Here is a 22,088-nt window from a genome sequence, read left to right as displayed (position 1 = left end):
CCGAATGGCGCCCTCCTTAATTTGCGTTGCCATCCGACGGGACCCATCTTGGATGAAACACGATTGTGCGTAGGGATTGGCCGCCCATGCCGGCCCCTGCAACCGAATAGCGCTCCTGGAACAGCCGGAAATTGCCCGCGCCCCAGCTCAGCGATTCAAGGCTGTCCTTGCCATGTTCCGTGGCCGCCAACGCGGGCAGTATGATCAGTGAAAAGAGACCGGCAACCATCGCGGGACGATAGGCGCGGCTTTTCACGCGCACGGTGTTCTCGCGGCCGTGCTTCACGACAATCACCAGCAGAAGGATCGTGTATAAGACCGCGTTCAGAACCGCGAAGAGATAGAAGCCCCTGGAATTGCCCGCATCCCCGATCACGAGGACCGGCAGCACGGACGCCAAGGACAGGAAGATGTAAGGGGCGAGAACCCGCATCGGCAAGGGATCGACGTCAGACGTTCCCTTCGGCGTCACGCGGAAATCGACGAACGAGCCCGTCATAAAATCGCGCACGGCCGCCAACGTTCCGGCCAGCGCCCACGGCCAGCGGGCGAACAGGAACAAGGTCGTCTCCCAGCCCAGGACCTTGGCGTCAAAGGGGCGAAACGTGCCGCCGGCGCGCCAGCGATAGGCCATCAGGATCAGGATGATCGAGAGCGGGGCGAAATGCGCGAGGAAGTCCAGATAGGTCACGGCGACAAAATTCTCGCCGCGCACCAGCGCGATGATCGGCATGGCGAACATCAGCGCCATGAAGCAGGAAAACAGCGGGTACCAGAGCTGCGAGAAGATGAACTGAAACTTCAGGCGCGGCGGCAGCATCGGCACGAGCTTGGGCGAATATTGCAGGAGCAACATGACGAGGCTGCGCGACCACTGGAATTCCTGCGTGACGAGATCGCTGAACGTGCGCGGACCGTCGCCATGGGCGATGGCGTCGAGCGCATGCACGCCGCGCCAGCCGTGGGCGTTCATCATCAAGGTCGTGGAATGGTCTTCGGCCAATTCCGGACCGAGCCCGCCGATGTCCTTGAGGGCCTTGGTGCGCACGGCATAGTGCGAGCCGATGCACAGCGGTGCGAGGCCGCCGTTGTAACCGGCTTGCAGCGATCCGTGCATGCTTGCTTCCGCATAGAGGCGCCCACGCGCCGACCAGCTTTCATGCGCATTGCGGTCGCAGATGCTCGGCGCCGAAACATAGCCGATTGCCGGGTCGGCAAACGGGCGCAGCATCTGGAACAGATAGCCTGGCTCCGGCACATGGTCGGCGTCGAGCTGCACGACGAAATCGTAGCGGTCGTAGCCATAATGATCGTAGAAGAAGGCCAGGTTGCCTTCCTTGCAGCGCGTGCGCCGCGGCCATGTGGTCCTGTGATAGTCGGCGCGGCCGCGGCGGGTCGATACATACACGCCGTGCTGGCGGCACCAGTCGAGCGTCTCGAAGGAGGGGTCTTCGTCGGCCAGCCAGGTGTCGTGCGGCACGTCCTGGGCAAGCATCGCTTCGAGCGTCTCGGCCACGATCGCGAAAGGTTCCGACGGCGCCTTGGTCACGACCATGGCGACCCGGCTGCCCGCTGGCAACCGCAGCGGCCCGTTCGGCTTTTTCGCGCGATAGAAAATCACCAGAAAGTAGGCCGGCAGCGATGTCACCCAGGCGAGCACGACGGTCACCATCATCGTGCCGAATACACTGAAATGATGCGCGGGTTGCAGCCACCAAACCCAAAAGTTCACGAAGGCGACGAGCCAGATCACAGCGCCAGCGAGATATTCGATCCGCTGGCGGCGCGTGAAGATCGACACCAGGAGAGGCTCCTGGATCGGTGCAGAAGCATTCCCCATCGCCTTGTGCGACGCTTGCGTCATGGCCGCGCCTCCAGCCCGAAGAAGGGCGCAGCGGTCCGGATGATCGTGTCGAGGTCGGAATATTTGGGGGCAAAGCCGAGAACCGATCGCGCGAGCGTCGGGTCGGCATAAAGTGCCGGCGGGTCGCCGGCGCGGCGCGGGTTCAGCTTGACCGGTGCGTCACGTCCGACAACGCGGCTGATCGTGCCGAGGATTTCATGGATCGAGGAGCCATGGCCCGTGCCGACATTGACGGCGAGGTTTTCGCCGCCCCGTGCAAGGTGGGTGTAGGCGAGGAGATGCGCCTGCGCGAGGTCCGAGACATGGATGTAGTCGCGCACGCAAGTGCCGTCGGCGGTGTCGTAATCGTTGCCGAAGACCTCAAGATACGGGATCGTGCCCGCGGCGGCCATCAACGCCCGCGGAATGAGATGCGTTTCGGGTTCGTGCCATTCGCCGAGCTCGCCTTCAGGGTCGGCGCCGCAGGCATTGAAATAGCGCAGCGCCACATAATGCAGCCCATAGGCGCTCGCATAATCGCGCAGCATGTGCTCGGCGATCAGCTTCGTCTGGCCGTAGGGGTTGATCGGCCGCTGCTCGGTCGCTTCGCCGATGGGCAGTTGCGCCGGGACGCCGTAGGTGGCGCAGCTCGAGGAAAAGATGAGCTTGTCGACGCCGCCTTGCAGGCACGCATCCAGAAGCGATTGCGTGCCCGTGACATTGTTGCGGTAATATTTGGCCGGATTCTGCGCCGACTCACCGACATAGGCCGATGCGGCGAAATGAATGACGGCCGCAGGCTTATACTCTGCGATGGTCTGGATCAGACGGTCGGTGTCGAGGATGTCGCCGTGGACGATCGGTCCCCAGCGCACGGAATTGCGGTTGCCGGTCGACAGGTTGTCATAGACCACGGGTTCGAGGCCGCTGGCGCTCAGCAGCTTTGCTGTATGGCTGCCGATGAACCCGGCGCCGCCGGTAACAAGAATGCGTTGCGCAGGCATTATGCGACCTCAGCGAGATTGGTGCTCTCGAGCAGGCTGCCGAAATAGCGGATCGTCCGCTTCAGGCCCGACGACAGCGGAACATGCGGTTCCCAGCCAAGTTCACGCTTGGCGAGCGAAATATCGGGGCGGCGAAGTTGCGGGTCGTCCTTGGGCAACGGCCGATGCACGATTTTGGAGGTCGAGCCGGTCAGTTCGATCACTTTGTCGGCCAATTCGCGAACGGTGAACTCGCCCGGATTGCCGAGATTGACGGGACCGAGGAAAGACTTCGGCGACGCCATGAGCCGAACGAAGCCGTCGATCAGATCGTCGACGAAGCAGAAGGAGCGGGTTTGGGAGCCATCGCCGTAGATGGTGATGTCTTCGCCGCGCAGCGCCTGAACGACGAAATTCGAGACCACGCGACCGTCATCGGGACGCATGTGCGGGCCGTAGGTGTTGAAGATGCGTGCGATCTTCACTTCCACGCCGTGGACTTTGTGGAAGTCGTAGAAGAGCGCTTCGGCGCAACGCTTGCCTTCGTCATAGCACGAGCGGGGACCGAACGAATTGACGTTGCCCCAGTAGCTCTCGACCTGCGGATGCACCTGCGGGTCGCCGTAGACTTCGGAAGTCGAGGCCTGGAAGATGCGCGCGCGATGCCGCACGGCCAGCTCAAGCAGGTTGAGCGCGCCCAAAACGCTCGTCTTGGTCGTGTGGATCGGATCGGCCTGGTAGTGTGGCGGCGAGGCCGGGCAGGCAAGATTGTAGATTTCGTCGACGTCGAGGTCGATCGGACGGATCACATCGTGTTCGATGAAGCTGAAACGCTCGTTGCGGATCAAATGCTGAACGTTGCGCATCAGTCCGGTGGAAAGATTGTCGAGGCAAATGACCCGATGCCCCTGGCCGAGAAGGACTTCGCAAAGATGTGACCCAAGGAAACCGGCCCCGCCCGCCACCAAGATCTTTTTCAAACCAATATTTGCGGAAAGGAAACTTCCGTCGTTGGAATAAAGCATAAGACCTCCTATTGAAGAAAGAGGCCATGTCTTTCTTCATTCTGATATTTCCGGTGGTTTCGAAGACTCGACTTCGCCGTCGCGCGGGTAATTACTTAGAGAGTCAATAATTTCCCCCATTGACCGGAACATTAATAATCCCGGGGGCACTCTTTGTCGTTATCACAGAGTCCGCATATTTCTCACGGCGTACATTCTTTAGCGTATGTGAAACGGCAGGTCGGTTTTGTGGGGGCTCATGACCCACCTGTCGCAGGATTTTCCGGCCCGGGTGCTTGCAACCTGAGACATTGGGCAGGGCCGGATCCTCGAAAACCCCTTCATGAGCGGCCTGCTCACTTGACGGTGCATGAGTATAATCGCGAATATTTTCAATAGGTTATTTGTTTACTCAAAGCGGCTCGTGCCACATGCTGCGATATGGCACTGATTCGCCCCGTCTGCGCCGTCTCGGGGGCGACGGTGGAGAAACCTTTTGAGGACCACTTCACAGAAGTTCACTTGACGGTGCCGCAACGGGCCGCACAGGTGTGGATCGGGACGAAATGGACCGCGCCGTCGAGCGGGTATTCCGAACGAACGCCAGGCCGGACCGACGATCGTCCAAGGCGTAATCCTAATGCTGGAGCATCGCCCGAAAGCACAGCTTGAACTTGGCGGGAAATCATTTCGAATAACATCCTAAGAGCCGCTTTTCCGCCGACGGAAAGACCGACGATGCAAATGCCGACCATAGATTTCTGGATTTCAATCGGCAGTACGTATTCCTATCTCTCGGTGATGCGGGTGGAGGGTGTCGCGAAGGCAAGGGGCGTCCGCATTCGCTGGCGCCCGTTTTCCGTGCGCTCAATCATGATCGAACAGAACAATATCCCGTTCCGCGGCAAGCCGGTGAAGATGGCCTATATGTGGCGCGACATTGAACGCCGGTCCGCGGGCTATGGGATCCCGGCCCAGCTTCCCGCGCCTTATCCGCTCACAGAATTTGACCTCGCCAACAAAATCGCAATTGTTGGCGAAACACGCGGTTGGTGCGGCGCCTATGCTCAGGCGACATACCGGCGCTGGTTTCAAGAAGGGCTGGAGGCGGGATCCGAGCCCAACCTTTCCGAAAGTTTGCGCGAGATCGGGCAGCGGCCGGAAGTTGTCATCGATGAGGCGCAGAGCATCGAAATCGAGGTTCTTTACCGACAAGCGACCGAAGAGGCGAAGGCCCTCGGCGTTTTCGGATCGCCTAGTTTCGCGGTCGGTCATGAGGTCTTCTGGGGCGACGATCGATTGGACGACGCCATTCAATGGGCTCTGCACGGGCGGTTGATATATTAGGGGCTTACAAGAGGGCTTGGAGCCCGCCGAAGACGCCCAAGAGAGACGTCATCGCCGACAGGCCGACGAGCAGTCGAAGATACCACCCGCGCGGCCGCATCTTTTCCGGCAGCGCCGTCATGGCCAATGCCACCAGACAGCCGATCACGAATGGCATGAGCAATGCGTTCAAGACCTGCGCCGCGATATTGAGCCAGACCAAATCGGGGATCAGCCACACCAGTCCCGCGGCGCCGATCACGCTGGCCGCGTAAACGCCATAGAACCATCCCGCCTCGAAGGGCCGATACTCCAGGGACCGGCGATACCCGGTCATCTCGCCGACGCCCCAGGCCAAGGCCAGTGAGGACACGACCGCCGCCACCAGCGAGGCGCCCAGCACACCCAAGCCGAAAACCAGGCGGCCCACCTGTCCGCCCAGAATCGGAATCAGAGCAACGCTGATCTCGCCGACGCTGGAAAGACTCTTCGCGCCATCGCCGGCGGCAAAAACCGCCGCGACGGCCAACAGGACTGCGCCGGTCAGGCACTGGGTCAGGATGGCGCCAATGCCGGTATCCCACCGCGCATGGGTGAGGTCGCTCGGCTGAAGCGCCTTATCGACCGTCGCCGACTGCTGGTAGAAGATCATCCATGGATTGAAGGTCGCGCCAATGATGGCCGCAACCGAATACATGAAGTGCGGATTGCCCATCGGCCATGCGACGGCATCTTTCGTGAGGGCCTCAAGCGTCGGATGGGCCGTCCAGGCGACGACAAAGAAGGCCAGTTCGAACAGGCCGATGACGAGCGCCGCCCGTTCCACCCGCCGGTAAGAGCCGGTCCAGACAATGACCAGCAGCGCAAGGCCGGCCATCGGCAGGCTCATGCTGCGAGGCACGCCGTAAAGGTCGCCGATGCCGGCGACGCCGGTGAATTCGGTGACCAGGGAGCCGATCGTCGCGGTCGCCAATCCCATCGTGGACAACCACGCCAGGCCGGCCCCGAACTTTTGACGGATCAGCTCCCCATGGCCGCGGCCGGTGTAGATGCCGAGGCGTACCGTCAGCTCCTGGACCATGTAGAGCATGGGGACGAGAAACAGCAGCAGCGGCAGCAGCCGGTAACCCCATTCCGCGCCGCCCTGCGCCGCCGTCACCACATTGCCGGCATCCGTATTGGCGAGCATGACCAGAAGGCCTGGCCCCCAAGCTGCGATAGACCGAAGGACGGGGAGGGCTTTGACTGCGGACGATTGGGCGTCCCTGTCCACCGGCGGTTCTCCTGGGCAAGAGTTTTAGAGCTCTGCGGGGCCGGACCTCAAAAGACGTTGAGCGTTTCGCTCATGATTCGTTGCGGTTCGGACTCCGGGCCAGACATTACAATGCGGTCAGGGGACATGCCATCTCTCTCCAGGGCAATCGCATCGCCATCAGCCCCGTGCGGGATTTTCACAGGTTGTTGCCCGGGACCGAAGCGGCGGAAAATTTGACAAATTTGGAAAAAGAACATATAGAGAACATGCGGCATATTAGGGAACGAACACTGCGTGAGTCAGAGGATGGATGGGTGCCAGATGGAGGCGGCACTGCAAGGTTGGAGACGTTCAAGGGCAGGATCAATCGCGGCGGGAGCAAATCTGGGCGCCACGCCGGTCCTTGCCAAAGCATGCGAAACCCACCCATCCACGTCAATTTCAAAACCATCAAATATCTTCTGGCGGCGGGACCTGTGCGAGGTCGATTGGTAAGCATATGAACCGTTTTTGGGAACGAACTGATAGAGAGAATATATATTATTAATCAATGTGTTAAATCGATATTTAGGTTGAAATAGAGCGATTCAAAGCGGCTTAGGGCGGTCGCCAATCGGGCTTCGCCCATAACAATTCTCAAGGATTGCTTTGTTTCAACCTGCCCTCGACGACCCGGCGCCAACGGGTCCAGCTTGATGTTGGACCCAAGGTACAATAGTCCACGCGGTCAAGCGTCCACAAATGACATGCAGAGTGACGCCGCGCGGAGGTGAAAAATGACGACGTCCTGCTTCGAAATCCTCGATGACCGCTTCCGGCGCCTGTTCGTCGGCTCGGCGCAAGTGGACCAGCTTTTCGCCGGCTGCCGCTGGGCCGAGGGGCCTGCGTATTTTCCCGCGGCGCGCTCGCTGATCTGGTCCGACATCCCGAATGACCGGATGTTGCGCCTGGACGAATGCAGCGGCGCCGTCTCGGTGTTTCGCCATCCGGCGGGCTATTCCAACGGCAACACGGTGGATCGGTCGGGCCGTCTCGTGACCTGCGAACATGGCGGACGCCGCGTCTCGCGGACGGAGTTTGACGGCAGTGTCATCACCCTGGTGGACCGGTATGACGGTAAGCGTCTCAACAGCCCCAACGATGTGATCGTGAAGTCGGACGGCAGCATCTGGTTCACCGACCCGACCTATGGCATCGACACCGATTATGAGGGCCATCGGGCCGAGAGCGAGCAGGGGGCCAACCGCGTTTATTGTCTTGAGACCGATGGCCGCGTGCGCATCGTCGCGGATGATTTCGTGCAGCCCAATGGTCTTGCGTTTTCGCCGGACGAGAAAGTTCTCTACATCGTGGATACCGGAAGAAGCCATAAGCCGGACGGCCCTGCCCATATCCGCCGCTTTGCCGTGGACGAGCATGGCAAGCTCACCGACGAAGGTGTCTTCGCCGATTGCACCGCAGGCATGTTCGACGGATTGCGCGTCGATACGGAAGGACGCATCTGGACCAGCGCCGGCGACGGCGTGCATTGCTACGCGCCGGACGGCAATCTCATCGGCAAGATCCGTGTGCCGGAAGTGGTCGCCAATGTTTGTTTCGGCGGCGCGAAACGCAACTATCTCTATATCTGCGGCACGACCTCGCTTTACGGCGTCCGGCTGCCGGTCAACGGCGCCAAGACATTCTGAAATGGGCCGCGCGCGTGTTGCATGCACGCGTCCCTGTCGGTGCCGAAATGCTTACGCGCCAAAGGCCAATTGCACTTTCATCGCTTGGCTGCGATCATTCGCGAGGTCGAAGCCTTGCACCGCGTCATCCAATGCAACCGTATGCGAGATGAGCGGCTTCACGTCGATCAGCTTCTTGCGTATCAATTCAATGCCGAAGGCAAATTCGGGATGGAAACGGAACGAGCCTTTCAACGACAGTTCCTTCGCCGTGATCGCCATCATCGGCAGGCTCATGTCGCCGCCGAGACCAAGCTGAACGATCGTGCCGCGTGGACGCAGCGCATTGATGCCGGCACTCAATGCGGCGGCTGCGCCGGAACATTCGTAGAGCACGTCGAATGTACCCTTGTTCGCAAAATAAGGCGCAAGGCCATCCGGATTCGACCGCGTGTTGATGGTCCGGTCCGCGCCGATCTTCGCGGCGAGGTCGAGGGTGAAATCGGTGAGGTCGACCGCGACGATTTCCGCGGCGCCGGCCCGTCTTGCTGCCAGAATGCTCAGCAATCCGATGGGGCCGCAGCCGGTGATCAAAACACGCTTGCCGAGCATCTCGCCGGCCTGCCGCGTGGCATGGAGAACGACCGCCAATGGTTCGCCCACCGCCGCTTCGGCCGCGCTGAGCCCCTCTGCCGGCACGCATTGCAGCGCATCGGCGACCAGCACTTCGCGGAAGGCCCCTTGAATATGCGGGAAGGGCATGGCGCTGCCGTAGAAGCGCATGTTCAGGCACTGATTGTGCAGCCCCTCGCGGCAATAGCGACACGTATAGCATGGCCGCGATGGCGACACCGCGACGAGCTGCCCTTCGCGCAGGCCTTCAACTCCTGCGCCGATCCGTTCGATATAGCCGGACACTTCGTGGCCGAGAATCATCGGCTCGCGCAGGCGCACGGTGCCGAAGCCGCCGTGGTTGTAATAATGCAGGTCGCTGCCGCAAATGCCGCCAACCGCAAGGCGAACGGCGACTTGGCCGGCCCCAAGAGACTCAACGGCGCGATCCTCGATCCGAAGATCTTTTGGCGCATGGATGACGAGCGTCTTCACGATTGGTCTCCTTTACATAACGGGGGTCGGCAAGGCTCGGCCCGCGAAATGGGCGGCCAAATTGTCGCGGACAAGTTGGCCCATCGCCTTGCGCGTCTCGACCGTTCCCGATGCGTGATGCGGTTGCACCAGCACGTTGTCGAGTTCCAGGAAGCCGGGATTGAGATTCGGCTCGCCCTCGAAGACGTCCAGCGCCGCAAAGCCCAGGGCGCCGGTCCGCAGTGCGTCGAGCAACGCGTGCTCGTCGATATTCGAGGCGCGCGAGATGTTGATGAGCATGCCATCCGGCCCGAGCGCTTCGATCACGCGCTTGTCGACGATATGGCGGGTCTCGGCCGAAGCCGCGAGGGTCACGAACAGAAAGTCGGATTGCGCCGCGAGCGCGACCGGGTCGGCGATGAATTCCCATTTGCCGGCGAAGTCCTTCGGCGCGACGTCCGAATAGGCGACGGCCATGTCGAAGCCTTCGAGGCGTTTGGCGACTTCATACCCGATCCGCCCGAGCCCCAAAACCCCCGCGCGTTTGCCCCACACGCGGCGCTTCAGCGGATAAAGGCCTTTGGCCGCCCAGCTTCCGTCTTTCACCCAACGTTCTGCGCCGATCATGCCGCGCGACAGGCAGAGCATCATCGCAACGCCAAGATCGGCCACGTCCTTGGTCAGCACGTCCGGCGTATTGGTGACGCGGATGCCGCGTTCCCGGCATGCAGCAAGATCGACCGCATCATAGCCGACGCCATAAACCGAAATGATTTCGAGCGCCGGACATGCTTCGATCATCGCTCGCCCCGCGCCAAGTTCGCCGCGCGTCGCAATGCCCCGGATCCCAGGGCCCACCTGATTCAGAAACGCCTGTTTGTCGCCTGCTTCGAAATAGCGATGGACGTCAAAGGCCGCGTCGAGCGGTTCCTGGTCCCATGCCGGATAGGGCCCGATCTGCAGGATTTGCGGTTTCGCCGACATCTTTAGCGTTCTCCCTTGACTCAAACCGAAATGTTACCGATAACATAACGACATTAGGGCATTTGTCGAGACAAAAAACGAGGAAACGGATGAGCATTTCCCTTTTTGACCTTTCCGGCCGGCGCGCGCTGGTGACGGGTTCGTCGCAGGGCATAGGTTTTGCCCTGGCAAGGGGGCTCGCCGACGCTGGCGCACATGCCATCCTCAACGGCCGCGATGCCGAAAAACTGGCGCGCGCCGCGGCGACGATCGACGGCGCATCGCAAGTTGCCTTCGATGCAACCGATCATGCGCAGGTGCGCGCGGCGATCGATCATCTTGAAGAGACGAGCGGCCCGATCGACATTCTGGTCAACAATGCCGGCATGCAATACCGCTCGCCGCTCGAGGATTTTCCCGCCGACGCCTTCGAGCGTCTCCTGCAAACCAATATCGCCAGCGTCTTCCATGTCGGCCAGGCGGTCGCCCGCCACATGATCAAACGCGGCCGCGGTAAGATCATCAATATCGCCAGCGTGCAGACGTCCTTGGCGCGCCCCAGCATCGCCCCCTATACTGCGACAAAAGGGGCAGTTGGAAACTTGACCAAGGGCATGGCGACAGACTGGGCGAAATACGGGCTGCAATGCAATGCCATTGCGCCGGGCTATTTCGATACGCCGCTCAATGCGGCGCTGGTGGCAGATCCCGCATTCTCGGCTTGGCTCGAACGGCGCACGCCGGCGGGGCGTTGGGGACGTGTCGAGGAATTGGTCGGCGCCTGCGTGTTTCTTGCCTCTGATGCATCTTCGTTCGTCAACGGTCAGGTGATTTATGTCGACGGTGGAATCACAGCCTCGCTCTGAGATACCGCGCCGCATGGTGCTCATGGGTGTCGCGGGCTCGGGCAAATCGAGCATCGGTGAGGCATTGGCCGCTCGCCTCGGAATCATTTACCTCGACGGCGACGGCCTTCACCCGGCCGCGAACATCGAAAAGATGAGTCACGGCATTCCCTTGACCGATGACGACCGTTGGCCCTGGCTTGAGCAAGTGGGTCTTCGTTTGCGCGATGCCGAACGGCCGACAGCGATCGGATGTTCAGCTTTGAAACGCAGCTATCGCGATTTCATTTCGAAGACAGCGCAAGCGCCGGTTCTATTCATCTATCTGGCCGGTTCGAAACAGCTGATCGCCTCGCGCATGCACGAGCGCCGCGGGCACTTCATGCCGGAGTCGCTGCTCGACAGCCAGTTTGCGACACTCGAAGAGCCGGCGGTGGACGAGCACGCGATCCGTGTCGACATCGCAGCGACAGTCGAAGATATCGTGACGTCGATCATCGCTGCAATGAGCGAACGGGTTGGAAAGGACAGGGAACAATGAGCTTGCGCGTAGCTCTGATTGGTGCGGGCGCCATGGGCGGTGCGATTGGCGAGAGAATCGTCGCCACCGGTCACCGGTTGACCGTTTTCGATCTCGATCAAGCGAAGGTCGATGTGCTCGTAGCCAAGGGCGCGCAAGCGGCTCCAAGCGCGGCGGATGCTGCGGCACAGTCGGATTTCGTCATTCTCAGCCTGAACGCGGCAAAGATCGTCAGGCTTGCGGTCTTTGGCGAGAAAGGCGTGGCGGCCGGCGCCGCCCGCGGTACGCTCATTATCGACATGTCCTCGATCGATCCGACATCGACACGCGCACTGGCCGAGGAAGCAAGCGCGGCGGGGCTGCGTTGGGTCGATAGTCCGCTCTCCGGCGGTGCGCCAAAGGCTCTGACCGGCGAGCTCACTCTGATGGCGGGTGGCGACGCCAACGATGTTGCCGATGCCTATCAGGTGCTCAAATATCTTTGTGCCAATTATACACATATGGGTCCTTCCGGCGCCGGGCAGACCACGAAGCTGATCAATCAGGTCCTGTGCGGCTTGACGTTTCTTGCTGTGGCCGAAGCCACACAGCTTGCGCTCGATGCCGGCGTCGATGCCGCGAAGATTCCACAGGCGCTGAAAGGCGGCCGCGCCGACAGTGCGATCTTGCAGGAATATATGCCGCGTTTCGTCACCCGCGATTACCGCCGCACCGGCCGTATCGACAATATGGTCAAGGATCTTGCCGGTGCGCAGGACCTTGCGCGGCAGACGAATACCGCAATGCCGCTCACCGCCATTTGTGCCGAGGTACACCGCATGCTGACTGCCGCGGGACTTGGCGGCGAGGACCAGGCGGCGCTCATGGAATTTTTCAAAGGACCAAAAAAGGAGATCGTCGAGTGATCACGCGCTATGCATTGTTCGAAGGCAAGGTGAAGGACGGGCAGGCGGAAGCCTTTCGCGCCGACGTGCTGAAAACCATTCTGCCGAAATGGAAAGCCTTTCCAGGCGCGTTGAGCGTGCGTGTGTCGTTCGCCGAGTCGCGCGACGAGGGCGCGCCGGAATATCCGATGATCCTGGCGGTCAATTATCCGGATATAGAAACGGTGGAAGCTGCGCTTGCCAGCCCGATCCGCGCGCAGGCGCGCGCTGCGACCGAGGAAGTTCTCTCGAAATATTTCGAAGGACGGATTCATCATCATGTCACGCAAGCGGAAGAGTACGACCTGGCCTGACGCGGGCTTGCCCGTCAGACATTTGCGGGTGCGGCTTCGTGGCTCAGGGCGTTGCAAATTCCAGCGATATTGATAACGATCACGACATGTCGTTCACGAACAAGCGCCCCACAATGTCTGACGTCGCCCGCAAGGCGAATGTGTCGACGATGACCGTGTCGCGCGCCTTCCGCAGCGACACATCGATCAACGAGGAAACGCGCGGGCGGATTCTCGCGGCGGCGGCGGAGCTCGGTTACATTCTCGATCAGAGCGCGGTTCACTTTTCTTCCGGCCGCTCCGGCTTCGTCGCCGTTACCATTCCTTCCATCAACAATGCCAATTTCGCCGACATGATTCGCGGCATGACGGAGGGCCTACGCGGCAGCGCTTTAGAGATTCTGCTCGGCTACACGGATTACGACGTGATGGAAGAGGAGCGTCTCGTCGGGCAGCTTCTTGGCCGGCGCCCCGAGGCTATCATCGTAACCGGTGGGACCCACACAGACCATTGCCGCAGGATGTTGGAGCGGTCGGGGATCCCGGTGATCGAGACATGGGATCTGCCGCGCAAGCCGATCGGACATGTCGTCGGCTTCTCCAACGCCGACGCAGCCCGGCTCATGGTGGATCATTTCGTGTCGCGCGGCTATAAACGGATGGGCTTCATCGGTGGCGATACGTCACGCGACACGCGCGGCCTGGACCGCCGCCGCGGCTTCGTGTCGGCACTGGAATCCCATGGGCTGGACGCGACGCGCCTGATCGCCTCTGGCATCCCGCCCATTTCGATGCGGGAAGGGGCGGCTGCCTTGGTTGAGCTGATGGAACGCTGGCCCGATACGGAAGCCGTGATGTGCGTCTCCGATCTCTCGGCGTTCGGTGCGCTGATGGAATGCAAGCGGCGCGACATCGCCGTACCGGACAAGATTGCGATCGGCGGATTCGGTGCCTACGATTTGGCCGACCAGTCCGTGCCGTCCATCACGACGATCGACGTTGGCTCCCATGAGATCGGCGCCAAGGCGGCGGAACTTGTTCTCTCGCTGCTCGCCGGACACTCTGTCGACGCAAAGCGGACGACCATCCGCACCAGGCCGGAGATCATCATAGGCGGAACGACCTAACTCGCCACATTCCGGCAGAAGGGAACGTCTCTGTGCGTGTTCTATGCGGCGCGGACAAGCTATGCCAAAGTGATGCGATACGAGCCTCTGCCCAATGGCTTGGGCTCGTATCGACATGAGATCTGCTTATTTACCCCAGATCTTCTTGTATTGATCGCGATAGCCATTGCCGGGATCGAAGCGATTGTCGGGACCGCCGTCGAAGGCGATATTGTCCGGCGTCACCACATGGAGCGGCGATACGTAGCCCGACCATTTCTGCTTGGCGAAGGCGCGGTTGAGTTCGTCGACGAGTTGCCAGCCCTGCAAGTTGAGCGGCTCAGCGACGGTCACTTTCTGGAATTGCGCGGCGCGGATGCGCTGATAGGCGGATTCCGAACCGTCGCCTGCCGCGACGTTAACAGGTGCGTCGGTGCCGGATTTGCCAGCGGCCGCAAGCGCCGGTCCCATGAAATCGAAATAGATGTCGTTGATGGCCAAGGAATGCGTCCACGCATCGCCGTATTTCTGCAGCAGCGAGGTGGTGAGCTGCGGCATGCGCTGCGAGGTTTCGGCGATCGGCGTGTCGACATATTCGAGCACCTTGCCGCCGAGATCTTCGATCTCCTTCTTCATCCGATCCGCTTTCGCGATGGCGATCGCATAGGTCGAATCGGTGAAGATCACGACGCCGGGCTTGCCTTTCGCGTCAACAAAAGCCCAATCGGCCGCCGCCTTGGACACGTCCATGGGATTGGTGCTGACATTGGCGATGATGCCGAGATCGTCGATCGGCCCGACCGTGGGAGCCGCATGCCAGGCAGCCATCGGAATGCCGGCGGCCTTGGCCTCTTCCATCGCCGGCTTCTGCTCGACGGCGTCGAAGCCGTCGATGATGATGCCGTCGGGCTTCAGCGCAAGGGCCTGGCCGAAGGCCGCCGTGCGGCCGCCGATCGATCCCGCGCCGTCGAGCACTTTCACCGTCCAGCCCAGAACCTTAGCCGCTTCCTGCACGCCATTGGCGACGCCGAGAATGCCGCCGTTCTTCATGTCGGCGCCAAGCACGACGATCGTTTTGCCGGTTGCGCCTTTGGGGCCCGTCGTCGGGCCATCCCACTTGTCGGTCCGGCCGGCGAATTTATCGACGATCGCTTTAGCATCGCCCATTGCGTCGGCGAAGGCCGGGCCGGCCATGGCCACGATGGCCGCAGCCGATACGAATTTCAGAACGTGTCTACGGATAATCATTGCTTCCCTCTCTCTTAAGCCTGTCCTGGTTGCGTGGTGTTAAGCGTTTTTAGCTTTCTCGGCGCGTGGCGGCTGCTTGACGATTGCGCCGCGGCGGCGCTGGGCGTAGCCGGCAATGCCGATGGCGACCAGCAGCGTCACGCCGTTGAAGAGCGGCTCGACGAAGAACGAGCCACCGAATTGCTGGATGCCGGAAATACCCACGGCCAGGATCAACACGCCGATCATGGTGCCCCAGACATTGACACGGCCGGGCTTGATCGTCGTCGAGCCGAGAAAGGCACCGACAAGGGCCGGCAGCAGATATTCGAGGCCGACGCTGGCCTGGCCGATACGCAACTTGGAGGCGAGGAGCACGCCAGCTAATGCCGCGAGCAGGCCGGACGAGACGAATGCCCCCATGACGAATTTCTGCACGGGAATGCCGTTGAGGGCCGCGGCTTTCGGATTGGCGCCGATCGCATAGAGATAGCGGCCGATCGGCGTGTATTCGAACACGAGCCACATGGCGACCGCGAGGGCGAGAACGTAGAAACCGGTAATCGGCAATCCGAACAGCATCGTGCCGTTGAGGGCGTAAAAGCCTTGCGGCAACATGCCGATAACTTGCCGTCCGCCCGTGTGCCAGAGCGCCAAGGCGTAAAGGATCGTGCCTGTGCCGAGCGTCGCGATGAACGAGTCGATGCGCGCGACTTCGACCAGCAGGCCGTTCAAAAATCCGGTAATGCCGCCGAGTACGAGCACGATCAGCACGGCAAGCGGCCATGGCAGGCCGAACATGGTCTGCAGGCTGATCGCCAGAATGTGCCAGAGCACGATGCCGTAACCGACGGTTAGATCGATGCGGCCGGACGCCATCGGAATCATCGCCGCCAGCGACAGCAATGCGATGATCGCCTTGTCGGAGATGATCGACCGTGCGTTAAGCAGGGTCGGAAATGTCGCCGGCAGCATGATCGAGAACAGGATGATCAGGAAAAGCGTCAGAATCGCCAATCCATAGACCGGAAGATAACGGATGACCTTCTGGCCGAAGCTTAAGTTCGCCAGTTCGCTCCGGGTCGGTTCGAGCGATGTGGACTTGATCGAGCTCATCTTTGATCCTCTTTGTCAGGCGACTTGGCTGGCCGACGCTGCATGAATGAGTGCCGCCGTCGTGAGCGCATCTCCGCGCAACTCATCGACGATCTCGCCTTGCGAGAACACCAGCGCGCGATGGCAAATATGGGCAACTTCCTCGAAATCAGTCGACACGACGATCACGGTCAGGCCGGCTTCCATCGCCTGCGCGATCAGGCTGTAGATGTCGGCCTTCGCGCCGACGTCCACGCCGGCGGTCGGATCCTCCATGATCAGCAATTTGCGGCCGGTCGAAAGCCAGCGGCCCACAACCACTTTCTGTTGGTTGCCTCCCGAAAGCGCCTCGATCGCAATGTGCGGATCATTGGGGCGCAGCCCGAGTTTTGCGCCGAGCTCTACGGTTCGATCGCTTTCGGCGGAGGGAGTAAGGAAAGAGGCAAGCCGCCGGCCGCTTGCGCCCGGGTTGAGATACATGTTCTCGCGCACGGACAACGACAGCGCGACCGATTCCTCGGTGCGATCGCGGGCGACAAGGCCGACGCCGCTCGCCATCGCCGCCTGGACCGATGAGAGATCGAGCGGCTGACCATCGTAGCGCACGCTGCCGTCGTAGGGCTCGGCCCCGAAAAGCGCCCGTCCCACGGCTTCCTGCCCGGCACCGCGCAAACCGATCAGGCCGAGAAGCTCGCCGGACCGCGCTTCGAAATTGACGTTCGCCGCGCCGCTGCAAGTCAGATTTTCCACCACAAGGCGGGTCGGGCCAGGGTGCAACGGCGCTTTGGTGAACATCTCGTCCGCGGGACGACCGACGATGAGTTCGACCAATTCGCGCGGCGTCGTCTCGGAGACGGGTTTGGCCGCAATCAGCCGGCCATCGCGCATCACCGCGACACGGTCCGCGATGCGGAACACTTCGTCGAGCCGGTGCGAGACATAGATCATGCCGACGCCATTCGCGCGCAGCGGCCGCAGCGCAGCAAACAGGCGATCGACTTCATCCGCCGGCAGACTTGCGGTCGGCTCGTCGAGAACCAGCACATCGGCTTCGGTGGCCAGCGCACGGGCAATCGCAACAAGCGATTTTTCGGTACGGCTGAGGTTCTGGACTCGGGTGAGCGGGTCGAATTCGCAGCCTACCAACTGCATGGCGCGCAACGCGCGTTTTTCTGTGTCCTTCCAGTCGATCAGTCCGGCCTTGCGGGAATAGCCTTGCGCCATGCCGACATTTTCGGCGACGCTCATCCATTCGATGAGGCCGAGGTCCTGGTGGATGAAGGCGACTTTCTGGGGATGGTTGGGTTGCGGCGGCCGGTGATGATAGGGTGTTCCACGAAACAATATGTCGCCGCCATCAGGCCGGTGAATGCCAGCTAACGTCTTGATGAGCGTGGATTTTCCAGCGCCGTTCTCGCCCAGCAAGGCCAGGATTTCGCCTTCCTTGAGATCGAGCGAGACGCCCTTCAATGCGACCGTGCCACCGAAGCGCTTGGTTATGTTGCGAAACTCAAGCAACGTTGGCCGCATACTTGATATCCTCCCCATGCGAGCTTGATGTTTGCCGCGATTGTGATTAATGTTATCGATAACATTTGTACTCGTCAAGGCCAAATCACACCAGATTGCCCCAAATGAGCGGCAAACGGGGCTGAAGGCAAGTCTTTAGGGAGTGGCAAGAGATGTATGGCGATATCGAAGGTGCGTTTTTCGAGGTGTTGGACGAGCGGTTCGAGAGCTGCTTCGTCGGCCATGTGGCGATCGAGCGCTTGTGGACGGGGGCACGCTGGCTCGAAGGGCCGGCGTGGTTCGCCGCCGGCCGCTATCTCGTGTTCTCGGACATCCCCAACAACCGCATCCTGCGTTACGACGACACCGACGGCTCGGTCTCCGACTTCCGCAATCCGTCCAACAACGCCAACGGCAATACGGTCGATCTCGAAGGCCGCCTGGTGACGTGCGAGCATCTCACGCGGCGCATCACGCGCACGGAGCATGACGGCAGCATTCGGGTGATCGCCGACCGATTCGAAGGCAAGCGGTTCAACTCACCGAACGATATTGTCGTGCGCTCGGATGGAACGATCTGGTTTACCGATCCGCCCTATGGCATCGCAACCGATTATGAAGGGGATCGTGCCGAACAGGAAATCGACGGCTGTCATGTCTATTGCGCCGACCCGAAGACCGGCAGCGTCGTCCGCGTGATCGATTCAATGTCGAAGCCGAACGGCTTGGCCTTTTCGCCCGACGAGCGCGTGCTCTACGTCGGCGATACCGGCGTGACCCATGACAAGAACGGCCCGCGGCACATTCGCAAATTCGCCGTCGCCGGCACGACATTGACGCCGCAGGGAATCTTCGCCACCTGCACGGCCGGCCTTTTCGACGGATTCCGCGTCGATCTGAATGGCCGGATCTGGGCGGGTGCGGGAGATGGCGTCCATTGTTTTGATACGGACGGCGAGTTGATCGGCAAAATCAGATTGCCGGAGACGGTCGCGAACCTGACCTTCGGCGGCCCGAAGCGCAACCGGCTCTTCATCACCGCCCGGCAATCCCTCTATTCGGCCTATGTCGTTGCGAACGGCGCCGCGCGCGGATAGCGCGTTTGGGATGCTGCCGCGAATTTTCGTGGCAGCATAACGCCGGCCTTTGAAGATGCCGATCCCGAAAACGGAACCGGCATATGAGTGGCCATCGGCCCTAAGCAGAGACTCTGCGATAGGACCGCGTATTTTGGCTGGCGATCTTATGCACGACCGATCACGCCCAGTAGAGCACGCGGAATCTGTCGCCTGTGCCTGGCGCGAAAGTCGTGCCCTGAACGAGCATAATCGCGATGACTTCGTCCGAGCCCAAATTATTGGAGGCCAGGTGTGCGTTCAACACCGCGACGTCGGCCGGAACGATCATTTCACGGATGCTGCGGTTGCGCGATCCGGTGGGAAGAGATTTGACTTGCGCATTCATGACTGACTCCTTTCTTACTCTGCGGCGACGGGAATGTCGTTGACCGACAGGCCCATGCGGCTTGCGATACCGATGCCGTAATCGGGATGCACGCGGTGGAAGTGATGGACCTGCCGGCGAACGATCTCGGTGGGCACGCCCTGCATAGCTGCGGCGATATTGTCCATCAGCACTTCGCGTTGAGCGTGACTCATGAGCAGGAACAGCGCGCGCGGCTGACCGTAATCGTCATTGCCCGCGCGATGATCGTACCGGTCGGCGTCGCCAGAAATTTTCAACGGCGGTTCGGCAAAATTCTTGTCCTGCTTTGGGCCCGAGAAGGAATTGGGCTCATACCAGGCTTCGCCGCGCTGCGGAATCTGCGCCAGCATCTGACCGTCGGCGTGATAATGATGAACCGGGCAACGTGGTGCGTTCACCGGCAATGCTTCGTAATGGGTGCCGACGCGATAACGGTGCGCATCCGCGTAGGAGAAGATGCGCGCCTGCAACATCTTATCGGGCGAGAACCCGATGCCGGGCACGATATTGGACGGCGAGAAAGAGGCCTGTTCCACTTCCGCGAAATAGTGTTTCGGGTTGCGGTTCAATTCCAGAATGCCGACTTCGATCAGCGGATAGTCGGCATGGGGCCAGATTTTGGTGAGATCGAACGGATTGTAGTTGAGCTTGTCGGCATCCGTCTCCGGCATGATCTGGACGCAGAAGCGCCAGCGCGGAAATTCTCCGCGTGCGACCGCGTCATAGAGATCGCGCTGTGCACTTTCGCGGTCTTGCGCAATCACTGCGTTGCCTTCGGCATTCGTCCAGGTCTTGATGCCCTGCAGGGATTTGAAGTGGAACTTCACCCAGAACCGTTCATTCGCGGCATTGATGAACGAATAAGTGTGCGAACCATAGCCATTAAGGAAGCGATAGCCTTGCGGCAGGCCGCGATCCGAGAACAGGATCGTCACCTGGTGCAAGCTTTCCGGCGACAGCGACCAGAAGTCCCACATGGCCGTCGCCGAACGCAAGTTGCTTTCGGGATGCCGTTTTTGCGTTCGGATGAAGTCGGGAAATTTGAGCGGATCGCGGATGAAGAAGACGGGCGTGTTGTTGCCGACAAGGTCCCAATTGCCTTCCTCGGTGTAGACCTTCAGCGAAAAGCCGCGCACGTCGCGCTCGGCGTCCGCTGCGCCGCGTTCGCCCGCGACGGTCGAGAAGCGCAGGAAACATTCGGTCGCCTGACCGACTTTCGCGAAGACTTTCGCCTTGGAATAGCGGGTGATGTCGTGGGTGATGGTGAGCGTGCCGAAGGCGCCGGAGCCTTTGGCATGCACGACGCGCTCGGGGATGCGCTCGCGGTTCTGATGGGCGAGCTTCTCGATCAGTTGATAATCCTGCAGCAGCAGCGGGCCGCGCGAACCGGCCGAGAGGGAGTTCTGATTGTCGGCAATCGGCGCGCCGGCCGAGGTCGTCATGGTGGCGGGCTTGGTCACGGGAGTCTCCTGTCGTTGGGACTCTCGTGTCGCAGGATTTGACGATAATTTCTAATACCGTTATATGAGATTTGTCATAGGAAAATATTATCATGGTCACGTTGCGGCAATTGCGCTATTTCGCCGCCCTGGCACGGCACGGTCATTTTGGCCGCGCAGCGGAGGAATGCCACGTCAGCCAGCCGGCATTATCGGTGCAGATTCAGGAGTTTGAGGCCACGCTGCAAGCGTCGCTGATCGAGCGTAAACGCCATTCCATCGCCTTGACTCCGGTCGGCGCGGAAGTGTTGCGGCGCGCCAATGCCATTCTCGCCGACGTGACCGATTTGGAGGATTTCGCGCGCCACAGGGCGGGCATCCTGTCCGGCAGCTTGAGCCTCGGCGTCATTCCTTCCATCGCGCCCTATCTGTTGCCGCACGCCTTGCCGCTTTTGCACGGGCGCTTTCCTGACCTCCGCCTGACCATCCGAGAGCGTCAGACGAAGGAACTCGTGGCCGATCTCAAGGACGGCAATCTCGACGTTGTATTGATCGCGCTGCCGCTCGAGGAGTCGTGGGCCCAAACCATCAAGGTCTTTGCCGAAGCGCTTTTCCTTATCGCGCCGGCGGGGTCTGGGGCGCAGCAGCCGGAAACCGACACGTTGCTGCTGCTGGAGGAGGGGCACTGCATCCACGACCAGGCGCTGCATTATTGCCGGCGCAATCGCATCCCCGCGCAGCAGCAATATGGAGCGGCATCGCTCTCCACGATCGTGCAGATGGTGGCCAACGGCTATGGCAAAACATTGCTGCCGCAAATCGCTTTGCCTGTCGAAGTGCGCGACAATATGCAGGTTGCCATCAGCCGCCTGCCAGATCCCGAACCGGTCCGTACCGTCGGGCTTGCATGGCGGCGCACGTCGCCGCGCAAAACCGATTTTGTCGAGCTTGGCCGGGTCCTGACCCAATGCGCGCCCTGCGATGCGATTGCGGCACAATGATTTTTCCTGTTTGACCGCTTCCGTTCGTTCAAGCTGCTGGTTAGAGGCACAAAAAGAAACGAAGCGTGCGGCCCCGCAAAACGGGACAGCTGCGCCAAAGGAAACCCGCATACCTTCCGCCCACTTGGAATGGCGCCGTCAGGCCATCTTACTCAGGATCTTGCGCATGTCGTCGGCGTCGAAGGCTCTTTGCGTCTGGGTCTTGACGTTTCCAAGTTCGGCGGCCGACAGGCTGAGCGCGGTCGCCGCCAAGTCGTCCTCGGCCTCGACGATGCTGATCACGTCATATTTGCCGAGCGTCCACAATAGCGTATGGACCTTGGCCCCGCTCTTGGCAGCCATCGCCTTGAAGGCGTCCGCACGTTTGACCGTATCTCTTACTGTCCGTACCCCTTGATCCGTAAGATTTATGAGGACGACGTAATATGCCATTTCGACCTCCCTGCTATCAGGAGTCGCGCGGGCACGTCGGGCAGAGGGAGCCCGCACGCCTCAACTCTTTGCACAATACCATAAGG

At 60.8% G+C, this 22,088-nt stretch carries 22 protein-coding genes; 9 read left to right on the top strand and 13 right to left on the bottom strand.

The genetic code is table 11. The features are described from left to right. Positions 1-16: 16 nt before the first annotated feature. The 3 genes from V9T28_RS16985 to V9T28_RS16975 are packed head-to-tail and all read right to left on the bottom strand — an operon-like array spanning position 17 to position 3,851. Positions 17-1,864, bottom strand: coding sequence for a glycosyltransferase family 2 protein (locus V9T28_RS16985; RefSeq protein ID WP_116400212.1), 1,848 nt, complete (start codon positions 1,862-1,864; stop codon positions 17-19). Then, entirely contained in the window at positions 1,861-2,847 is a 987-nt protein-coding gene (gene galE / locus V9T28_RS16980) for a UDP-glucose 4-epimerase GalE (protein ID WP_116400211.1), read from the bottom strand. The genes V9T28_RS16985 and galE overlap by 4 nt, the downstream gene beginning before the upstream one ends. Next, the gene (locus V9T28_RS16975; RefSeq protein ID WP_116400210.1) at positions 2,847-3,851 is read right to left on the bottom strand and encodes a UDP-glucuronic acid decarboxylase family protein; all 1,005 of its coding nucleotides are present in this window, start codon (positions 3,849-3,851) and stop codon (positions 2,847-2,849) included. The genes galE and V9T28_RS16975 overlap by 1 nt, the downstream gene beginning before the upstream one ends. A gap of 723 nt (positions 3,852-4,574) precedes the next feature. Between V9T28_RS16975 and V9T28_RS16970 the strand changes: the two genes are divergently transcribed. After that, positions 4,575-5,177, top strand: a complete 603-nt coding sequence (locus V9T28_RS16970) for a 2-hydroxychromene-2-carboxylate isomerase (protein ID WP_116400330.1) — start codon at positions 4,575-4,577, stop codon at positions 5,175-5,177. 4 nt (positions 5,178-5,181) lie between these two features. Here the strand turns inward: V9T28_RS16970 and V9T28_RS16965 are convergent, their stop codons facing one another. Both V9T28_RS16965 and V9T28_RS16960 read right to left on the bottom strand, forming a co-directional pair. Beyond that, positions 5,182-6,345: an NRAMP family divalent metal transporter gene (locus V9T28_RS16965; RefSeq protein WP_116400209.1), complete on the bottom strand. Its 1,164-nt coding sequence runs from the start codon at positions 6,343-6,345 to the stop codon at positions 5,182-5,184. Positions 6,346-6,476: 131 nt separating this feature from the next. After that, positions 6,477-6,686 carry a hypothetical protein gene (locus V9T28_RS16960; RefSeq protein ID WP_116400208.1) on the bottom strand — a complete coding sequence of 70 codons (210 nt, stop codon included), beginning with the start codon at positions 6,684-6,686 and terminating at the stop codon, positions 6,477-6,479. 501 nt (positions 6,687-7,187) lie between these two features. Between V9T28_RS16960 and V9T28_RS16955 the strand changes: the two genes are divergently transcribed. After that, positions 7,188-8,099 carry an SMP-30/gluconolactonase/LRE family protein gene (locus tag V9T28_RS16955; RefSeq protein WP_116400207.1) on the top strand — a complete coding sequence of 304 codons (912 nt, stop codon included), beginning with the start codon at positions 7,188-7,190 and terminating at the stop codon, positions 8,097-8,099. Between the two features lie 51 nt (positions 8,100-8,150). Here the strand turns inward: V9T28_RS16955 and V9T28_RS16950 are convergent, their stop codons facing one another. Continuing rightward, positions 8,151-9,185 (bottom strand): L-idonate 5-dehydrogenase, encoded by a 1,035-nt coding sequence (locus V9T28_RS16950; protein WP_116400206.1) that lies wholly within the window; start codon positions 9,183-9,185, stop codon positions 8,151-8,153. A 12-nt stretch (positions 9,186-9,197) separates the two neighbouring features. Beyond that, positions 9,198-10,148: a 2-hydroxyacid dehydrogenase gene (locus V9T28_RS16945; protein ID WP_116400205.1), complete on the bottom strand. Its 951-nt coding sequence runs from the start codon at positions 10,146-10,148 to the stop codon at positions 9,198-9,200. Between the two features lie 89 nt (positions 10,149-10,237). On the opposite strand from V9T28_RS16945, the gene V9T28_RS16940 reads away from it, so the two are divergent. The 5 genes from V9T28_RS16940 to V9T28_RS16920 all read left to right on the top strand — a co-directional run bounded on the left by V9T28_RS16940 (position 10,238) and on the right by V9T28_RS16920 (position 13,835). Next, positions 10,238-10,993 carry an SDR family oxidoreductase gene (locus V9T28_RS16940; RefSeq protein WP_116400204.1) on the top strand — a complete coding sequence of 252 codons (756 nt, stop codon included), beginning with the start codon at positions 10,238-10,240 and terminating at the stop codon, positions 10,991-10,993. 13 nt (positions 10,994-11,006) lie between these two features. Beyond that, positions 11,007-11,513, top strand: coding sequence for a gluconokinase (locus V9T28_RS16935; protein ID WP_199500065.1), 507 nt, complete (start codon positions 11,007-11,009; stop codon positions 11,511-11,513). After that, complete coding sequence (locus tag V9T28_RS16930; RefSeq protein WP_116400202.1) at positions 11,510-12,397, top strand: NAD(P)-dependent oxidoreductase; 888 nt, start codon at positions 11,510-11,512, stop codon at positions 12,395-12,397. Before V9T28_RS16935 ends, V9T28_RS16930 begins: the two co-directional genes overlap by 4 nt. Continuing rightward, on the top strand, positions 12,394-12,729 hold the full coding sequence (locus tag V9T28_RS16925) for a hypothetical protein (RefSeq protein WP_116400201.1): 336 nt from the start codon (positions 12,394-12,396) through the stop codon (positions 12,727-12,729). The genes V9T28_RS16930 and V9T28_RS16925 overlap by 4 nt, the downstream gene beginning before the upstream one ends. 113 nt (positions 12,730-12,842) lie before the next feature. Next, on the top strand, positions 12,843-13,835 hold the full coding sequence (locus tag V9T28_RS16920; RefSeq protein WP_116400329.1) for a LacI family DNA-binding transcriptional regulator: 993 nt from the start codon (positions 12,843-12,845) through the stop codon (positions 13,833-13,835). Positions 13,836-13,961: 126 nt separating this feature from the next. Here the strand turns inward: V9T28_RS16920 and V9T28_RS16915 are convergent, their stop codons facing one another. From V9T28_RS16915 to V9T28_RS16905, 3 genes are all read right to left on the bottom strand, one after another. Continuing rightward, positions 13,962-15,008 (bottom strand): ABC transporter substrate-binding protein, encoded by a 1,047-nt coding sequence (locus V9T28_RS16915; protein ID WP_245424054.1) that lies wholly within the window; start codon positions 15,006-15,008, stop codon positions 13,962-13,964. A 93-nt stretch (positions 15,009-15,101) separates the two neighbouring features. Further along, complete coding sequence (locus V9T28_RS16910) at positions 15,102-16,157, bottom strand: ABC transporter permease (protein ID WP_116400199.1); 1,056 nt, start codon at positions 16,155-16,157, stop codon at positions 15,102-15,104. A 15-nt stretch (positions 16,158-16,172) separates the two neighbouring features. Further along, the gene (locus tag V9T28_RS16905; RefSeq protein ID WP_116400198.1) at positions 16,173-17,666 is read right to left on the bottom strand and encodes a sugar ABC transporter ATP-binding protein; all 1,494 of its coding nucleotides are present in this window, start codon (positions 17,664-17,666) and stop codon (positions 16,173-16,175) included. Between the two features lie 152 nt (positions 17,667-17,818). Between V9T28_RS16905 and V9T28_RS16900 the strand changes: the two genes are divergently transcribed. Further along, complete coding sequence (locus tag V9T28_RS16900; RefSeq protein WP_116400197.1) at positions 17,819-18,742, top strand: SMP-30/gluconolactonase/LRE family protein; 924 nt, start codon at positions 17,819-17,821, stop codon at positions 18,740-18,742. 160 nt (positions 18,743-18,902) lie between these two features. Here the strand turns inward: V9T28_RS16900 and V9T28_RS16895 are convergent, their stop codons facing one another. Together V9T28_RS16895 and V9T28_RS16890 are read right to left on the bottom strand one after the other, a co-directional pair. After that, a complete protein-coding gene (locus V9T28_RS16895; protein ID WP_116400196.1) occupies positions 18,903-19,109 on the bottom strand; it encodes a hypothetical protein in 207 nt (68 codons plus the stop codon). Positions 19,110-19,123: 14 nt separating this feature from the next. Then, a complete protein-coding gene (locus V9T28_RS16890) occupies positions 19,124-20,572 on the bottom strand; it encodes a catalase (protein WP_116400328.1) in 1,449 nt (482 codons plus the stop codon). 110 nt (positions 20,573-20,682) lie between these two features. Here V9T28_RS16890 and V9T28_RS16885 point away from each other — a divergent pair, with 110 nt between their 5' ends. After that, complete coding sequence (locus V9T28_RS16885; RefSeq protein WP_116400195.1) at positions 20,683-21,570, top strand: hydrogen peroxide-inducible genes activator; 888 nt, start codon at positions 20,683-20,685, stop codon at positions 21,568-21,570. 138 nt (positions 21,571-21,708) lie between these two features. Here V9T28_RS16885 and V9T28_RS16880 read toward each other — a convergent pair whose 3' ends face one another. Next, on the bottom strand, positions 21,709-22,002 hold the full coding sequence (locus tag V9T28_RS16880; protein ID WP_116400194.1) for a GYD domain-containing protein: 294 nt from the start codon (positions 22,000-22,002) through the stop codon (positions 21,709-21,711). Between the last annotated feature and the right edge of the window lie 86 nt (positions 22,003-22,088).

Origin of the sequence: Methylovirgula sp. 4M-Z18 (assembly GCF_037890675.1) — a bacterium.
In the GTDB taxonomy this organism is placed as follows: Bacteria; Pseudomonadota; Alphaproteobacteria; order Rhizobiales; family Beijerinckiaceae; genus 4M-Z18.
The sequence above is the reverse complement of the archived record's forward strand: the minus strand, read 5'-3'. Positions and strand labels throughout refer to the sequence as shown.

Coding starts and splice junctions, on each gene's coding strand:
- V9T28_RS16985 (WP_116400212.1), bottom strand. CDS start 1,864: ATGACGCAAGCGTCGCACAAGGCGATGGGGAATGCTTCTGCACCGATC.
- galE (WP_116400211.1), bottom strand. CDS start 2,847: ATGCCTGCGCAACGCATTCTTGTTACCGGCGGCGCCGGGTTCATCGGC.
- V9T28_RS16975 (WP_116400210.1), bottom strand. CDS start 3,851: ATGCTTTATTCCAACGACGGAAGTTTCCTTTCCGCAAATATTGGTTTG.
- V9T28_RS16970 (WP_116400330.1), top strand. CDS start 4,575: ATGCCGACCATAGATTTCTGGATTTCAATCGGCAGTACGTATTCCTAT.
- V9T28_RS16965 (WP_116400209.1), bottom strand. CDS start 6,345: ATGCTCGCCAATACGGATGCCGGCAATGTGGTGACGGCGGCGCAGGGC.
- V9T28_RS16960 (WP_116400208.1), bottom strand. CDS start 6,686: ATGCCGCATGTTCTCTATATGTTCTTTTTCCAAATTTGTCAAATTTTC.
- V9T28_RS16955 (WP_116400207.1), top strand. CDS start 7,188: ATGACGACGTCCTGCTTCGAAATCCTCGATGACCGCTTCCGGCGCCTG.
- V9T28_RS16945 (WP_116400205.1), bottom strand. CDS start 10,148: ATGTCGGCGAAACCGCAAATCCTGCAGATCGGGCCCTATCCGGCATGG.
- V9T28_RS16940 (WP_116400204.1), top strand. CDS start 10,238: ATGAGCATTTCCCTTTTTGACCTTTCCGGCCGGCGCGCGCTGGTGACG.
- V9T28_RS16935 (WP_199500065.1), top strand. CDS start 11,007: ATGGTGCTCATGGGTGTCGCGGGCTCGGGCAAATCGAGCATCGGTGAG.
- V9T28_RS16930 (WP_116400202.1), top strand. CDS start 11,510: ATGAGCTTGCGCGTAGCTCTGATTGGTGCGGGCGCCATGGGCGGTGCG.
- V9T28_RS16920 (WP_116400329.1), top strand. CDS start 12,843: ATGTCTGACGTCGCCCGCAAGGCGAATGTGTCGACGATGACCGTGTCG.
- V9T28_RS16915 (WP_245424054.1), bottom strand. CDS start 15,008: ATGGCCGGCCCGGCCTTCGCCGACGCAATGGGCGATGCTAAAGCGATC.
- V9T28_RS16910 (WP_116400199.1), bottom strand. CDS start 16,157: ATGAGCTCGATCAAGTCCACATCGCTCGAACCGACCCGGAGCGAACTG.
- V9T28_RS16905 (WP_116400198.1), bottom strand. CDS start 17,666: ATGCGGCCAACGTTGCTTGAGTTTCGCAACATAACCAAGCGCTTCGGT.
- V9T28_RS16900 (WP_116400197.1), top strand. CDS start 17,819: ATGTATGGCGATATCGAAGGTGCGTTTTTCGAGGTGTTGGACGAGCGG.
- V9T28_RS16895 (WP_116400196.1), bottom strand. CDS start 19,109: ATGAATGCGCAAGTCAAATCTCTTCCCACCGGATCGCGCAACCGCAGC.
- V9T28_RS16890 (WP_116400328.1), bottom strand. CDS start 20,572: ATGACGACCTCGGCCGGCGCGCCGATTGCCGACAATCAGAACTCCCTC.
- V9T28_RS16885 (WP_116400195.1), top strand. CDS start 20,683: ATGGTCACGTTGCGGCAATTGCGCTATTTCGCCGCCCTGGCACGGCAC.
- V9T28_RS16880 (WP_116400194.1), bottom strand. CDS start 22,002: ATGGCATATTACGTCGTCCTCATAAATCTTACGGATCAAGGGGTACGG.